15 protein-coding genes and 1 pseudogene are annotated in these 13,361 nt (G+C 68.5%); 9 read left to right on the forward strand and 7 right to left on the reverse strand.

Going from position 1 to position 13,361, the window contains the following annotated elements; all coding sequences use genetic code 11:
- Positions 1–186 precede the first annotated feature (186 nt).
- Positions 187–1,218, forward strand: a pseudogene (locus tag ETD83_RS17145) (IS110 family RNA-guided transposase); the annotation flags it as partial.
- A 279-nt stretch (positions 1,219–1,497) separates the two neighbouring features.
- Here ETD83_RS17145 and ETD83_RS17150 read toward each other — a convergent pair.
- Both ETD83_RS17150 and ETD83_RS42545 read right to left on the reverse strand, forming a co-directional pair.
- Positions 1,498–2,892: an alanine/glycine:cation symporter family protein gene (locus ETD83_RS17150; protein WP_138646133.1), complete on the reverse strand. Its 1,395-nt coding sequence runs from the start codon at positions 2,890–2,892 to the stop codon at positions 1,498–1,500.
- A gap of 93 nt (positions 2,893–2,985) precedes the next feature.
- Positions 2,986–3,135, reverse strand: coding sequence for a hypothetical protein (locus ETD83_RS42545; protein WP_171064267.1), 150 nt, complete (start codon positions 3,133–3,135; stop codon positions 2,986–2,988).
- Positions 3,136–3,424: 289 nt separating this feature from the next.
- On the opposite strand from ETD83_RS42545, the gene ETD83_RS42550 reads away from it, so the two are divergent.
- Together ETD83_RS42550 and ETD83_RS17155 are read left to right on the forward strand one after the other, a co-directional pair.
- The gene (locus ETD83_RS42550; RefSeq protein WP_171064268.1) at positions 3,425–3,589 is read left to right on the forward strand and encodes a hypothetical protein; all 165 of its coding nucleotides are present in this window, start codon (positions 3,425–3,427) and stop codon (positions 3,587–3,589) included.
- Between the two features lie 416 nt (positions 3,590–4,005).
- Complete coding sequence (locus ETD83_RS17155) at positions 4,006–4,983, forward strand: sporulation protein (protein ID WP_329602853.1); 978 nt, start codon at positions 4,006–4,008, stop codon at positions 4,981–4,983.
- A gap of 33 nt (positions 4,984–5,016) precedes the next feature.
- On the opposite strand, the gene ETD83_RS44510 is transcribed toward ETD83_RS17155, so the two are convergent.
- From ETD83_RS44510 to ETD83_RS44520, 3 genes are read right to left on the reverse strand one after another with little or no spacing between them, the layout of a single operon-like run.
- Positions 5,017–5,823: a hypothetical protein gene (locus ETD83_RS44510; RefSeq protein ID WP_230420966.1), complete on the reverse strand. Its 807-nt coding sequence runs from the start codon at positions 5,821–5,823 to the stop codon at positions 5,017–5,019.
- Positions 5,709–6,260 (reverse strand): hypothetical protein, encoded by a 552-nt coding sequence (locus tag ETD83_RS44515; protein ID WP_230420967.1) that lies wholly within the window; start codon positions 6,258–6,260, stop codon positions 5,709–5,711. Before ETD83_RS44515 ends, ETD83_RS44510 begins: the two co-directional genes overlap by 115 nt.
- 8 nt (positions 6,261–6,268) lie before the next feature.
- Positions 6,269–6,544: a CASTOR/POLLUX-related putative ion channel gene (locus ETD83_RS44520; protein ID WP_230420968.1), complete on the reverse strand. Its 276-nt coding sequence runs from the start codon at positions 6,542–6,544 to the stop codon at positions 6,269–6,271.
- Between ETD83_RS44520 and ETD83_RS17165 the strand changes: the two genes are divergently transcribed.
- Together ETD83_RS17165 and ETD83_RS17170 are read left to right on the forward strand one after the other, a co-directional pair.
- Positions 6,539–7,114: an LCP family protein gene (locus tag ETD83_RS17165; RefSeq protein WP_230420969.1), complete on the forward strand. Its 576-nt coding sequence runs from the start codon at positions 6,539–6,541 to the stop codon at positions 7,112–7,114. The genes ETD83_RS44520 and ETD83_RS17165 overlap by 6 nt on opposite strands.
- Positions 7,115–7,156: 42 nt before the next feature.
- Positions 7,157–7,687 carry a PH domain-containing protein gene (locus tag ETD83_RS17170; protein ID WP_138646135.1) on the forward strand — a complete coding sequence of 177 codons (531 nt, stop codon included), beginning with the start codon at positions 7,157–7,159 and terminating at the stop codon, positions 7,685–7,687.
- Positions 7,688–7,777: 90 nt separating this feature from the next.
- Here ETD83_RS17170 and ETD83_RS17175 read toward each other — a convergent pair whose 3' ends face one another.
- Both ETD83_RS17175 and ETD83_RS17180 read right to left on the reverse strand, forming a co-directional pair.
- Positions 7,778–8,353, reverse strand: a complete 576-nt coding sequence (locus tag ETD83_RS17175) for a TerD family protein (RefSeq protein WP_138646136.1) — start codon at positions 8,351–8,353, stop codon at positions 7,778–7,780.
- Between the two features lie 260 nt (positions 8,354–8,613).
- The gene (locus ETD83_RS17180; protein ID WP_230420972.1) at positions 8,614–9,054 is read right to left on the reverse strand and encodes a YbhB/YbcL family Raf kinase inhibitor-like protein; all 441 of its coding nucleotides are present in this window, start codon (positions 9,052–9,054) and stop codon (positions 8,614–8,616) included.
- A gap of 274 nt (positions 9,055–9,328) precedes the next feature.
- Between ETD83_RS17180 and ETD83_RS17185 the strand changes: the two genes are divergently transcribed.
- The 4 genes from ETD83_RS17185 (at position 9,329) to ETD83_RS17200 (ending at position 13,325) form a co-directional block, all read left to right on the forward strand.
- Entirely contained in the window at positions 9,329–10,108 is a 780-nt protein-coding gene (locus tag ETD83_RS17185; protein WP_407921490.1) for an ion transporter, read from the forward strand.
- Between the two features lie 196 nt (positions 10,109–10,304).
- The gene (locus ETD83_RS17190; RefSeq protein ID WP_138646139.1) at positions 10,305–11,711 is read left to right on the forward strand and encodes a hemolysin family protein; all 1,407 of its coding nucleotides are present in this window, start codon (positions 10,305–10,307) and stop codon (positions 11,709–11,711) included.
- Positions 11,708–12,736 carry a hemolysin family protein gene (locus tag ETD83_RS17195; RefSeq protein WP_138646140.1) on the forward strand — a complete coding sequence of 343 codons (1,029 nt, stop codon included), beginning with the start codon at positions 11,708–11,710 and terminating at the stop codon, positions 12,734–12,736. Before ETD83_RS17190 ends, ETD83_RS17195 begins: the two co-directional genes overlap by 4 nt.
- A 133-nt stretch (positions 12,737–12,869) precedes the next feature.
- Positions 12,870–13,325, forward strand: a complete 456-nt coding sequence (locus ETD83_RS17200) for a tellurite resistance TerB family protein (protein ID WP_138646141.1) — start codon at positions 12,870–12,872, stop codon at positions 13,323–13,325.
- Positions 13,326–13,361 lie beyond the last annotated feature (36 nt).

A 13,361-nucleotide genomic window follows, 5' to 3' on the forward strand; every position in this document is an offset into this window, starting at 1 on the left:
ATGGATGTGACGATGGCCACCATGGAATGGGTTGCTTGGTACAAGCCTGAAAGGCTACATTCTTACTGCGGGAACGTCCCTCCGGCCGAGTACGAGGAGACGTTCCACCGATCGCCCGCCGGCACTGACCTGGCGATCGAGGACCAAGCGATCTAGCCTCCAACTTCGCCGGGGCGGTCCAATCCGACCTGGGCGGTGGACCTGGCCGACGGCGGCGCGGCCCTGCTGATCGCCGTGCTGGTCGACCACGATCAGCCGCTGCTGTACATCTCTGGCCGGGCGGTCAACCGCGCGGCGGGCGGCTACCGCGGCGAGGGCAAGACCGACGCCCGGGACGCGGCGGTCATCGCCGATCAGGCCCGGATGCGGCGGGACCTGACCCCGCTGCGGCCCGGCGACGACATCACCGTCGAGCTGAAGCTGCTGACGGCCCGCCGCACCGATCTGGTCTGCGACCGCACCCGGGTCATCAACCGGCTCCGCGCCACGCTGACCGGCATCTTCCCCGCGCTGGAACGCGCCTTGGACGTCACCAACGCCGGGCCGCTGGTGCTGCTGACCAGCTACCAGACCCCCGCCGCGCTGCGCCGCACCGGCCGCGTTCGACTGGAGACCTGGCTGCGCAACCGCAGAGTCCGTGGTGCCGACCAGCTCGCCCAGGCCGCGGCCGAAGCCGCCAAGCGCCAGCACACCGCGGTGCCTGGAGAAAAGCTCGCCGCCCGGCTCGTGCACACGCTCGCCCGGGAGGTGATGGCCCTCAACGAGCAGATCAAGGACGTCGAGCAGCTCATCGAGGGCCGGTTTCGCCAGCATGAACACGCCGAGGTGATCGCCAGTATGCCGGGTATCGGCACCATCCTGGGAGCGGAGTTCCTCGCCGCCACCAGCGGCGACATGGACGTGTTCGGCAACCCCGACCGGCTCGCCGGTTTTGCCGGGCTGGCGCCCGCGCCCTGGGACTCCGGCCGCATCCGCGGCAACCTGCACCGCCCCAGGCGTTACCATCGCGGGCTGCAACGCGTCTTCTACCAATCGGCGCTGATCAGTATCCGCACCTGCGCCGAGTCGAAACGGTTCTATGAGCGCAAACGGGCCGAGGGCAAACGCCACACCCAGGCCGTGCTGGCGCTGGCCAGGCGTCGCGTCAACGTGTTGTGGGCGCTGCTGCGCGACCAACGGCTCTACCAGCCGACACCACCGGCCGCCCACGCGGCCTGACCCGCTCACGGGTCACCCTCGCCGCTTGACAACTTCATTGGGAGTCCCTACATGAGCCGAGCAGTCAATACCATGCCGACCAGGCTTCCCGGCTCACCTGGCGGACACCCTACCGACCCATCACCCCGGACGCATCCCCACCCCGCAGCACGTTCCCGTGTTCCGGACGTATGAGAGACCCCTCAAACACCAGGAATTCGGCAGGCATCAGCAGGAGGCCTGACTGCCAAACTCGTCCCCACCGACTGTCAACGGCGGCGGGGACGGGCCAGGCCAGCGTCAGGACTTGGTGACCTCTGTGGGCTGCTCTTCGGTGGGACGTTGCTGGAAGTAGGCGCGGGTCTCCCGCCAGACCAGCGGGCTGAGGATCAACAGGCCCACGAGGTTGGGCAGCGCCATCAGACCGTTCATCACGTCCGAGAACGTCCACACCGCGGTGAGCGTGGATACCGAGCCGATGTAGATCGCCACGATGAACACCAGCCGGTAGGGCAGTACGGCGCGTCTGCCGAACAGGTACTCCATGCAGCGCTCGCCGTAGTACGACCAGCCGAGCAGAGTGGAGAAGGCGAAGAACAGCACCCCGAAGGTGACGATCACGCTGCCCCAGTCGCCGGGCAGGCCCTCATCGAAGGCGCGGGCGGTGAAGGTGGCGGCATCCTCCTCGCCGCCGGTCTTCCAGACGCCGGTCACGATGATCGTCAAGGCGGTGAAGCTGACCACGACGAGGGTGTCGATGAAGGTCTGGGTCATCGACACCAGCGCTTGGCGCACCGGGTGGGTGGTCTTGGCCGCCGCGGCGGCGATGCCGCCGGTGCCCAGCCCGGACTCGTTGGAGAAGATCCCGCGCGCGACGCCGTATCGGATCGCGGCGGCCACCGCGGCGCCCGCGAACCCGCCGGTGGCCGAGGTCCCGGAGAACGCGTCGGAGAAGATGAGCGCGATCGCCCCGGGCAGTTCCTCGATCTCGAACGCCAGCACCGCGGTCGCGCCCAAGATGTAGAAAATGATCATGACGGGGACGAAGGCGCTGGTGATCCGGCCGATGCTCTTGATGCCGCCCAGGATGACGGCGGCCGCCAGCACAGTCACGATCAGGCCGGTGGCCCAGGGGGCCAGGCCCCACTCGTCCTCGACGTTCTCGGCCACGGTGTTGGCCTGCACCATGTTCCCGATGCCGAACGCCGCGATCGAACCGGCGATGGCGAAGAACCCGCCCAGGAACCAGCCGAGACGGCCCTTGATGCCCTCGCGGAGGTAGTGCATGGGGCCGCCGCTCTGCTCGCCGGCGGCGTCGGGGCGGCGGAACCGCACACCCAGGAACGCCTCGCTGTACTTGGTGGCCATCCCGACCAAACCGGTGAACCACATCCAGAACACCGCGCCAGGCCCGCCGAGCGCGATGGCGGTGGCAACGCCCGCGATGTTGCCGACGCCGACGGTGGCCGCCAGCGCGGTCGTCAGCGCCTGGTAGTGCGCGATGTCACCGTCGACGTCGTCGTCTTCCTTGCGCTTGAAGAACGCCAGCCAGAACGCAAGGCGGAAATGCCGGAACTGCAGGCCGCGCAGCAGGATCGTGAGGTAGAGCCCGGTCGACAGGAGCAGCGGGATCAGCAGCCACGGTCCCCAGACGAAGTCACTGACATCGGTCAGGAAGTTCTCGATCGAGTTCATCGAACCACCATCGGCGCATGGGAGCGGGTGAGAACTTCCGGACAGTAGCGTCACATTGCACCCTTGTGAAGATCCGTCGCCAACCCGTTACCCCTACATGATCTCCGCGAACATGCAGAAGGCCGCCACCGCCAGAAATACCGCCGGTAACGGTGACGTGCGGTCACACGTGCTTGAGCGCCGCAACCAGGCGCGCAGTGCCAGCGCCACCGCCACGCCGACCGAGGCCTCCACAACTGCCATGGCCCCGAGGACGAGCGGCGGCCACCGACAGCACTGGCGCCCACCGCATCCGAGGTGAGCACCCACTACAGCCTCGGCGAGCAGGCCGGCACACCGCGGCAGCGACGGGCAGTGATCGAAGGACAGCAGCGGGAGCACGGGCCTGGGTGACCAGGGCGTTCGCCCAACGTTCCTTGGCGCCCCGCACTCGCCGAAGTCGACGTCCAGACCGCCCATGCACTGCGCAACGACATCGCACGGGCGTCCACAACGGCAAGCAATGCGGAGAGGTCGAGCCGGGCCTGGATCGGTGGCCGCTGCCGTCACCGAAGAACTCGCCACGCAGGTCTACCGCGATCCTGACGACGTGAACGGCATGGCCGCGACCGAGCTGACGACGTACGTCATAAACGCCGAACTCGCCACCGTCTTCACCGGCAAGTGCCACCAATACGTTGGAAGCACCGATACCTGACCACGTTCGCCTCTAGGACCGCCGCTGTAGATCAGCGGGGACGGTCAACGGTGATGCGGATGCTCTTCGCGGTGGCCGGTCACGAGCAGGCATGCCAGATCGTCAGCTCGCGCCATGGAATCTGGTCACCTGGAAACACTCGTCCACCTTGTCCATTCCTTCCGCGTAGGCCGATCTCGCGGTCAGATCTCACCCTGATCTGCTACAAATGTAGTAGCAGGGGTTCGTCGTTCTCGTGCATCACGCGATTGCGGCGATGACAGCAGAAGAGAGGGACTCATGGGCTTCAAACGGCTACTCGGCACCTTCGGCGTCGGCGGGCCTTCAGTCGAGACCGTGCTCGCCGGTTCGCACGCCCGCCCGGCGACCATCTGGCCAGTGAGGTCCGGATCCAGGGCGGGGATCACGACGTCCAGATCCATCGGGTGGTGCTGAGCCTGGTGACTGAAGTCGAGGACGAGCACGGCGACGACGAGGGCCGCGGAACCCGTGAGTTCTACCGGGGCGCGATCACGGAGGCGTTCGATCTGGCGGCGGGCCAGATTCATACGGTTGCGTTCCAGCTGCCGGTGCCGTGGGAACTGCCCGTCACCCAGGTGTACGGGCAGCACCTGCACGGAATGGCCATGGGCGTTCGTACCGAACTGGAGGTCGCCGGAGCTGTCGACTCCGGCGACCTCGACGCGGTCTCGGTGAGTCCTCTGCCGTCCCAGCAGCGGGTCCTGGACGCGTTCGGCAGCCTCGGGTTCGAGTTCAAGAGCGCCGATGTGGAGGAGGGGCACATCGCGGGCGTGCACCAGGATCTGCCCTTCTACCAGGAGATCGAGTTCTACGCTCCGCCGCACTACGGCGGGCAGATCAACGAGGTCGAGCTCACCTTCGTGACCGATCCGCACGGCCTGGTGGTGATCCTGGAGGCCGATCGGCGCGGGAACGGGTTCTCGGAAGGAGACGACGTCTTCGGGCGCTTCCACGTCTCCCATGAACAGGCGCTGCAGACGGCCTGGGAGCATGAATTGGAAGGCTGGCTGAGGGCCGTCGCCAGGCAGATGCACGGCGGCCACGGCGTCGCCCACCATGCCCCGCACGGCGCGCACGGACAGCGCGGCGGCCACGGGCCCGGCTGGGGTGGCGTGGCGGCGGGGGCAGCGGGCGGTCTGGCGGCTGGTTTCGTGGCGGGCGCGGTCGTCAACGAGGTGCTCGATGACGATGACGACCGTGAGGACGGCGAGAAGTCGTCCGTCGGCGACGCCTTCGCAGACGCGAGTGAGAACGCCGTCCAGGACGCCTATCAGCAAGCCGCGTACGAGCAGGCGTACGAGGACGCTTACGAAGACGCGCAAGAGGACGCCGCGGAGGCATCCGAAAGTGAGGGCTTCGAGAGTGAGGACTAGCTAGGGACGGAGTTCTACTGCGGCGTTCGCCGGTCAGCGCGGATTGGCCGTGGTCCGCGTGATGATCCATTCGGTGGTGCGGCGGGCGCGGACGATCCGGCGTTCCAGACGCGTCCGGCCACCGGGTGGACGGGCCGCCATGCGGCGGGCCGGCGTGCCTTCACGGCGGGCGGCGCGGCGGGCGGCCTCCTCGAGTCTGCCCGCCGCATCGGCCAGCGCGGTCAAGCGCTCCTGCTCCGATCGCGGATCGGACGCTTCCAGCACGCGGGCGTACAGCGCCTCGACCTCGGCCGTCTGCGCGCCCAGCCGCAGTAACCTCTGGTCGCTCATCGTCTCGCCGTCCCCGCACCGTTCATGTGCGCTCGATGGTGCGTCTCGTCCTCCGTTGTTCAGGATGGCGTTCTGTTCGGCGGGAGAGGAGTCATTTCTCGCCAGGACGATGACGCGATCGTCGGCGGAGAGTGTCAGCGGCGCCGCCTTGTCGGGGTTGAGGACGACGCCGTAGCCGGGCGGGGTGTGGAAGGAGGTCCGGAGCCGGTAGCCGAGCGCGGTCTCGCCGCGGCGGCGGGCGGCCTCGATCACGGTGGCGAAGTTGGCGGCGGCATCGGGCCGCAGGTAGTCGGAGGCGAGTTTGAGGTAGATCTCCGAGCCATTGGGGTCGAGCAGGTCGGCGAAGACGCGGAACAGGTGCCGGTTCTCGCTGAGCTGGGTGAGCATCAGGCTGATCAGCTTGTCGCTGACCACGAAGTCATCGGTCTTGGTGACCTGCGCGATCTCCCGGTTGGCGTCGTCGTTGATCTCACTGACGATCGAGTACGGGTCACCGAGCTTCTCCTCCATCTCGCGCAGGTGCAGCAGGTGACCAGGGCGCGGGCGTCGGCGTGCTCGGGCGCCCGGTCTTCGGCCGAGAGGACGATGATGTGCTTGTAGGAGCCGACGTTGAGGGCTTCCAGCTGGGTGCGGTCGGTGCTGTCGCAGGTGGTGTGGCCGATGGTGAGGTTGGTCAGGGGCGGCAGCGCGTCACAGGGGTCGTCGCCCGGGGCGGCGATGTCGAGGGAGGAGCCGGGTTCGACGTAGTCGTCCAGCAGGTAAATGATCTTGGAGGCGCGGTGGTTCCAGCCGAGCAGCAGGGTGCGTTCGGGACGGCGGCGCTGCGGCGCGGCGGTCGTGATCGCCTCATCGACGGTGAGCGGCCGGGCGCCGCGGGCCAAGCGGATGAGCAGGTCGTCCTCGGCGAGCAGGATGATCTCGTCCGTTGCGGCGATGACGGTCTCCATGGGCGGGTTCATCGACACCGTGCCGTCGGCGTGCCAGAGGCCGACCGGGATGCCCAGGTCGTAGGCGTCCAGGGCCTGGCGTAGGTGGTGCCGGTCAGGGACGGTTCGGGGCGGATGTAGAACTCGTGGCCTTCGAAGTCCAGTAGATCGGTGTAGACCGTGGACAGGCCGGATTGGCGGTGCGACTGGACGATGAGGCGGATGGCGATGTCGTCGGCGTCGATGACGTGGGCGAGCGGGCCGCCGGCCAGCCGCGCCGCGGGCAGGCTGGCGGTGTTGTGCACCGCGCCGACCACATGCGGGCGGCGGCCCAGGTCGGCACCAAGTCGCTGACCACCGACAAGGGCCTCGATCTCGCCGCCGTGGTGAAGATCGCCCATGGGCTGCGCGACCTGACCGCCGACGGGCTCGGCTTCGTCACCGTCCCGGTCACCCCCTACCCGCCCGACCTCAACCGGGTCACCCTGCAGCAGCCGTCCGCCGGCCGGTTCTTCACCACGATCCGCGAAGACAAGACCCTCAAGGCGGAGGGCTTCCGCATCGTGGCGATCGGGACTGCCAAGCCCCGCAGGAACACGCTGATCCTCTACGGCGACGGCGCAGAACGGCAGGCCGCGACGCTCGCGACGGTCATCCCCAAGACCGAGCCGACCCCGCACGCCAAGCCCGATCCGGGAGTCGTCGCATTGGTCGTCGGTGCCGACTTCACCTCGGCGAAGACCTCCACGCCCCCTGCGCCCGACCTGCCCAAGGCGGTCCCCGCCGGCAAAACCGGTCTGCGCGCAGAGTTGGCGTCCGCCCGGGGACACGGCCGTCCTGATCGCCCCCCCGTCGTCACAGAAAGGTTCGATTGATGCCCGTATACGTGAACGAAGCGGTGTGCCAGGATGCGCAGCATGAGTTCCGCTGACCGCTATCTCGCCGAGGACGAGTCGCTGGTGCACGCCACGCGCCAGCACTGGACGGAGTTGGTCGGCGAGTTCGTGATCCTGTGCCTGCTCTGGATGGTCGCGGGCGGGCTGCTGTGGGTCATCCCGTCCGGTGAGGACTGGGGACGGATCGCCGGTTACGTGGTGCTCGGCGTCGCCGCGATTCTGTCGCTGTGGTTCTGGCTCATCCCGCTGCTGCGGTGGCGCGGGACGATCTACATCGTCACCACCAAGCGGATCTACAAGCGCAGCGGCTTCCTGACCAAGACGGGCCACAGCATTCCGCTGGTCCGGGTCAATGACGTGTCGTTCCGGGTGACGCTGTGGGAGCGGATCTGGCGGTACGGGACGCTCGACATCCAGTCCGCGTCCGAGCACGGGATGCTCCGGCTCAAGCGCGTCCCCGACCCCGAGGGCCTGAAATCCAAGATCTACCAGGCCGTGGACGAGGAGCAGCGCCGGCACCAGATGGGACCGGGCGCCGCCGACGCCAGATGAACCGCCGTGGACGGGCCGCGTTGACAAGGGCCACGCGGACGGGGCCGTGCGGGCGGCCCCGTCAATGCGGCCCCGTCCACCCGGAAGGCGTCAGGCGTTGACGCCGAAGTCCTTCGCCACCCCCGAGAGTCCGGAGGCGTATCCCTGGCCGACGGCGCGGAACTTCCATTCGGCGCCGTTGCGGTAGAGCTCGCCGAACACCATGGCCGTCTCGGTGGAGGCGTCCTCGGTGAGGTCGTAGCGGGCGAGTTCAGTGTTGTCTGCCTGGTTGACGACGCGGATGAAGGCGTTGCGGACCTGCCCGAAGCTCTGCCCGCGGCTGTCGCCGTCGTGGATCGACACCGGGAAGGTGATGCGGTCGATCTCTGCCGGCACCGACGCCAGGGTCACCTTGATCTGCTCGTCGTCGCCCTCGCCCTCCCCGGTGAGGTTGTCTCCGGTGTGCTCGACCGAACCGTCCGGGCTGCGCAGGTTGTTGAAGAACACGAAGTGCTGGTCGGAGGGAACCTGGCCCGCCCCGTTCAGCAGCAGCGCGCTGGCGTCCAGGTCGAAGTCGGTTCCGGTGGTCGTGCGCACGTCCCAGCCGAGACCCACCGTAATCGCTGTCAGGCCCGGCGCCTCCTTGGTCAGTGAGACGTTGCCGCCCTTGGACAGACTGACACCCATGAATGCTCCTCTCGCGGATCTTTACTACAGTTGTAGCAGCTTGGGACGCGACGCAAGGCGACCTCACGCATACCGGTGTCGATTCCCCCGGCATGGGACCGGGTTTGCGCAACGTCTGCGATGAATCAGCCCGGCGCCTCGAAGGTCGCCGTGATCCGGCCTCGTACCACCGTGCGCTCTGTGATGGCCGCCAACGCCTCCCTCACGGGTGCGCCACGCCCCAGCGGCACCCGCTCGCTGAGCGCGTAGACCGTGAAACGTTAGCGGTTCCCCTCTCCGCCACGCGGGCATGGCGCCGCATAGGCAATGCCACCACTGGTGTTCACCGTTTCCACCGCGGAGGCCGGACGCGCGTCCTCGACCAGTTCGCGGGTGTTCCCGTCGATGTTGACGATCACCCAGTTCACATAGGCCCCGGCCGAGGCGTCCGGGGTATCGACCATGATCGCGAACGCGGCGGGCGTACCGGGCAGCACTCCCGACCATCGCAACGGCGGCGTCCTGCCCAGCCCGCTGTGGGCCGCGCAGGCGTAGCGGGCGGGGAGCGCCTTCGCGTCCGCGACGGTGGGGCTGGTCACCGTCATTTCGGTGACTTCCACGCTCTCCGGCGCAGTGAACCTGGTCAGACCACAGCCGCTCGCCGTCACCGGCACAACGGTCAGAGACGCCAGCCAGGCCGCGCCGAGCAACCGCTTCCGCACGATGATCAAAAACCCCCTTGCCTCCGGCTCCGGCCTGCGCGTCGTCACAGGCGACAAGCCCGCACCCGGCAGCGATCCGCGTCCGAGCCGGGCAGCGTGATCCAGGACTCATTCGTGGACGGTTCGCACGTTGACCCCGATCGAAGTGCCACAAGAGTAGTAGCAATGCCGGGAGCCAACACCAGGGCCGCGCGGGGTCGGCCGCCACATGCCACTACGTGCTCGCGTCGCATCGCTGGTCGGATCCCGTCGCACCCAGCGTGTGATCATCGCGGTGATCCTGATCAACGCCGTCACCCTCGGCCTGGAGACCGTGCCGTCGGTGCTCGACCGCTACGGCGCCGTCCTGCACGCCGTGGACCGTGTGGCACTGGCCGTGTTCGTCGCCGAACTGGCCGCCAAGATCTATGTTCAGCGCGGCCGGTTCGTCAGGGAGCCTTGGAATCTGTTCGACTTCGCGGTCGTCGGCATCTCCCTCGTGCCGCAGTCGGGCGGCCTGTCGGTACTGCGCGCTCTGAGGGTCCTGCGGACACTACGACTCCTCTCGGTGGTTCCCAGCCTGCGCCGGGTGGTGTCGGCGCTGCTGGGCGCGATGCCCGGCATGGCCTCGATCGCCGTGCTGCTCGCCCTGGTGCTGTACGTCGCGGCGGTGATGGCCACCAAACTGTTCGGCGCCACCAACCCCGAGTACTTCGGGAGCCTGGGCGCCTCCCTGTTCACGTTGTTCCAGGTGATGACCGGGGAGGCATGGTCGGAGGTGGCCCGCGCGGTGATGGAGCACCACCCCGCCGCCTGGATCTTCTTCGTCGTGTTCATCCTGATCAGCACCTTCGTGGTGCTGAACCTGTTCATCGCCGTGGTCGTGCGCGCCATGGAGGACGACGACCAGCAGCAGACCGAGACGATCACCGACATCGTCCGGCGGGCTCGGCGGGAATCCGACGCCGCCCTGCTGGAGGAGATCACCGCGCTCCGCGTGGAGGTCAGAGCCTTACGCGGCGACACGTCGGCCGTCGTCACCGAGACGGCCGACGACCCGGCGCCACGATCGTGAAGCCGGCCGGGCACCATCGGGCTGCGATGCGGGCGCCTAGGACGCGCCACGTCGCCGTCCGCGACTCTCCTGCCGGCGATTGGGAACCTGACCAGGTGATTTGTCGTTGGGAGTGATGATCCATCCGATCAGAGAGGCCAATGGACCGCCACCGATCCGTCGACCGCTTCGCTGACGATCATGGGGCGGGACGGCTTTGATCACCGCACTGTCCTTGCTCGCCGGGGTCGTGGTCGTCCTGCTGATCACCGCGTTGACGGGATACTTCGTCGCGCAGGAATTCGCCTATATGGCCGTCGACCGGTCCCGGCTGGCCGCCGGCGCTGGGAGCGGTGACCGGGGCGCGGCACGGGCGCTGGCGGTGACACGGCGCACCTCGTTCATGCTGTCGGGCGCGCAGCTGGGCATCACGGTGACTGGACTGCTGGTCGGGTACGTCGCCGAGCCCCTGATCGGCGAGTCCTTCGGGGACCTGATCGGCGGCGCCGGCGTGCCCGAGGGCACCGGGATCGCGGTCGGCACGGCGCTGGCCCTGGCGTTCTCGACGCTGGTGCAGATGCTGTTCGGCGAGCTGTTCCCCAAGAACCTGGCGATCGCCCGTCCTGGACGGGTCGCGCGGTGGCTGTCGCGGTCGACGCCGGTCTATCTCAAGACGCTCGGGTGGCTGATCTGGGTGTTCGACCAGGCCTCGAACCTGCTGCTCCGGCTGCTGCGCATCGAGCCGGTGCATGACGTGGAGCACGCGGCCACCGAACGCGACCTGGCGCACATCGTGACCGAGTCGCGCCGCAGCGGGGACCTGCCGCCGGACCTGTCGATTCTGCTGGACCGCATCCTCGATTTCCCACACCGCGACGTCGAGCACGCGATGATCCCCCGCACGCGCGTGGGCACCGTCGATGCCGACGCGACCGTCAGCGAGGTCAGGGGGCTGATGAGCACGGGCCACTCCCGCTATCCGGTGCTGGGGGAGTCCGCCCGCGTCGCCGGGGTGGCGCACCTGGACGATGTGCTCGCCGCACCCGACCCCGAGGCCCCCATCGCCTCGATCATGAGGCCCGCGACCCTGGTGCCGACGCTGATGGCACTGCCTGCGGCCTTGGACCGGCTCACCGACGACCGCGACCAACTGGCCTGCGTTGTGGACGAGTTCGGCGGCTTCGTCGGCATCGTGACGCTGGAGGACCTGGCCGAGGAGCTGGTCGGCGAGATCACCGACGAGCACGACGCCGCCGCGGAACCCGGCGCCCTCCGGGTCGGGGACGCCTGGGTCATCCCCGGCGGCTTCCACATCGACGAGGTCGAACGCGTCGTCGACCACCGGCTGCCCGCAGGCGACTACGAGACCATCGCCGGACTGGTGATCGCCGCCTGCGGGGCGCTGCCCGAGGCGGGAGCCGAACTCGATGTCGAACTGCCGGCCGAGCCCGCCGATCTCGCGCACACCGACCATCCGCTCAGACGGCTCCTGCGCCTCAAGGTCCTGGAGATCGGCGACCATGGTGTGCCGTCGTCGGTGCGGGTGCAGGTGGTGACGTCCGGCGCGGCCGTCGAGGACGCGGGCGGCGGCGAGATCGCAGGCGGCGAGGGGACGGGCCGATGAGTGATCCGTGGGCGGTTCTGGCCGCCACCGTCGCCATCATCGCGTTGAGCGCGTTCTTCGTCGCCGTGGAGTTCGCGCTCATCGCGGCCAAGCGGCACCGCCTGGAGGACGCCGCGGCGTCCAGCCGGTCGGCGCGGGCGGCCTTGCGCAGCGCGTCGGAGTTGACGCTGCTGCTGGCTGGGGCGCAGCTGGGCATCACCTTCTGCACGCTGGCTCTGGGGGCGCTCACCAAGCCGGCCGTCCATCACTGGCTGACCCCGCTGCTGAAGTCCTGGGGCGCGCCGTTGTGGCTTGCCGATCCGGCGGCGTTCGTGCTCGCGCTGGTCATCGTGACGTTCCTGCACCTGGTGATCGGCGAGATGGCGCCCAAGTCATGGGCCATCGCTCATCCGGAGCGGTCGGCCACGATGCTGGCCCTGCCGATGCGCGGCTTCATGTGGCTGACCCGTCCGCTGCTGCGGGTGCTGAACGAGTCGGCCAACTGGTGCCTGCGCAGGGTCGGCGTCCAGGCGGCCGACCAGGTCGCCGCCGGTCAGGACCCCGACGCCCTGCGCCATCTGGTCGAGCACTCCGCCAACGTCGGAGCGCTGGACGCGGCCTATTCCGCACAGCTGTCCGAGGCGCTGGACCTGCGCAACTTGCGGATCGGCGACCTGGTCGAATGCGGCTCCACGCCGACATCGGTCGCCCCCGAGTCGACCGTCGCCGACGTCCAGGCCGCCAGCCGCGCCTCCGGGCACCTGCGCATCCTGGTGACCGGGCCCGGCACCGCATGGGGCGTGGTGCACGTCCGCGACACGCTGACCCAATACGAGAAGTCCGGAATCGCCCACCTGGCCCGTCCCGTTCTCCTCGTCCCGGCCGACACCCCCGTCTACACCGCGCTGGCGCACATGCGTGAGACCGGCGAACAACTCGCCCTGGTGACCAGAGACGGCCAGGTCGTGGGTGTCGTCACCATCACCGACGTCCTACGGCGCCTGTTCCCCAAGCCCACCGGGCAGCCCGCTCCGGCCCGCGGATGACGACCCGCGTCCGAGCGCCGGTCCCGCGGCCGATTCAATGGGGAGCGCGAGTTCGGCCGGGAACGCAGGACGGGCTACTACAGTTGTGGCGGTTGGGTTTGGTCACAACGACCGACAACGAGCGGAGGATCAGATGCCTTTCTGGGACAAGCTGCGCGAGTCGACCCAGACCATGCAGTCGCAGCTGCTCAGCAAGAAGAACGATCTGAAGAGCGGGGCCTTCCGGGACGCGAGCATGGCGATGTGCGCGCTGGTCGCGGCGGCCGACGGGAACGTCGACCCGTCCGAGCGGCATCGGACCGCGTCCCTGATCACCAGCAACGAGGTGCTGAAGAACTTCCCCGCCGACGACCTGCAGCGCCGCTTCAACGACTACGTGTCGAAGCTGACCGCCGACTTCGACTTCGGCAAGGTGTCAGTGCTGCAGGACATCGGCAAGGCCAAGAAGAAGCCCGCCGAGGCGCGGGCCGTGATCCAGATCGGCATCATCATCGGCGGCGCGGACGGCAACTTCGACGACACCGAGAAGGGCGTCGTCCGCGAGGCCTGCTTCGCCCTTGACCTCAACCCGTCCGAATTCGAGCTCTGAGCGGCCCACGCCGCTGACCGGACCCGGTGTGTCCGG

The sequence above is a fragment of the Actinomadura soli genome (assembly GCF_005889715.1).
Taxonomy (GTDB): Bacteria; Actinomycetota; Actinomycetes; order Streptosporangiales; family Streptosporangiaceae; genus Spirillospora; species Spirillospora soli.

Excerpts from the sequence above, each read along its gene's own strand:
- ETD83_RS17170 (WP_138646135.1), top strand. The coding sequence starts at position 7,157 with ATGAGTTCCGCTGACCGCTATCTCGCCGAGGACGAGTCGCTGGTGCAC.
- ETD83_RS44515 (WP_230420967.1), bottom strand. The coding sequence starts at position 6,260 with ATGGAGACCGTCATCGCCGCAACGGACGAGATCATCCTGCTCGCCGAG.
- ETD83_RS17150 (WP_138646133.1), bottom strand. The coding sequence starts at position 2,892 with ATGAACTCGATCGAGAACTTCCTGACCGATGTCAGTGACTTCGTCTGG.
- ETD83_RS17195 (WP_138646140.1), top strand. The coding sequence starts at position 11,708 with ATGAGTGATCCGTGGGCGGTTCTGGCCGCCACCGTCGCCATCATCGCG.
- ETD83_RS17200 (WP_138646141.1), top strand. The coding sequence starts at position 12,870 with ATGCCTTTCTGGGACAAGCTGCGCGAGTCGACCCAGACCATGCAGTCG.
- ETD83_RS42545 (WP_171064267.1), bottom strand. The coding sequence starts at position 3,135 with ATGGCAGTTGTGGAGGCCTCGGTCGGCGTGGCGGTGGCGCTGGCACTG.
- ETD83_RS44510 (WP_230420966.1), bottom strand. The coding sequence starts at position 5,823 with ATGGAGGAGAAGCTCGGTGACCCGTACTCGATCGTCAGTGAGATCAAC.
- ETD83_RS17175 (WP_138646136.1), bottom strand. The coding sequence starts at position 8,353 with ATGGGTGTCAGTCTGTCCAAGGGCGGCAACGTCTCACTGACCAAGGAG.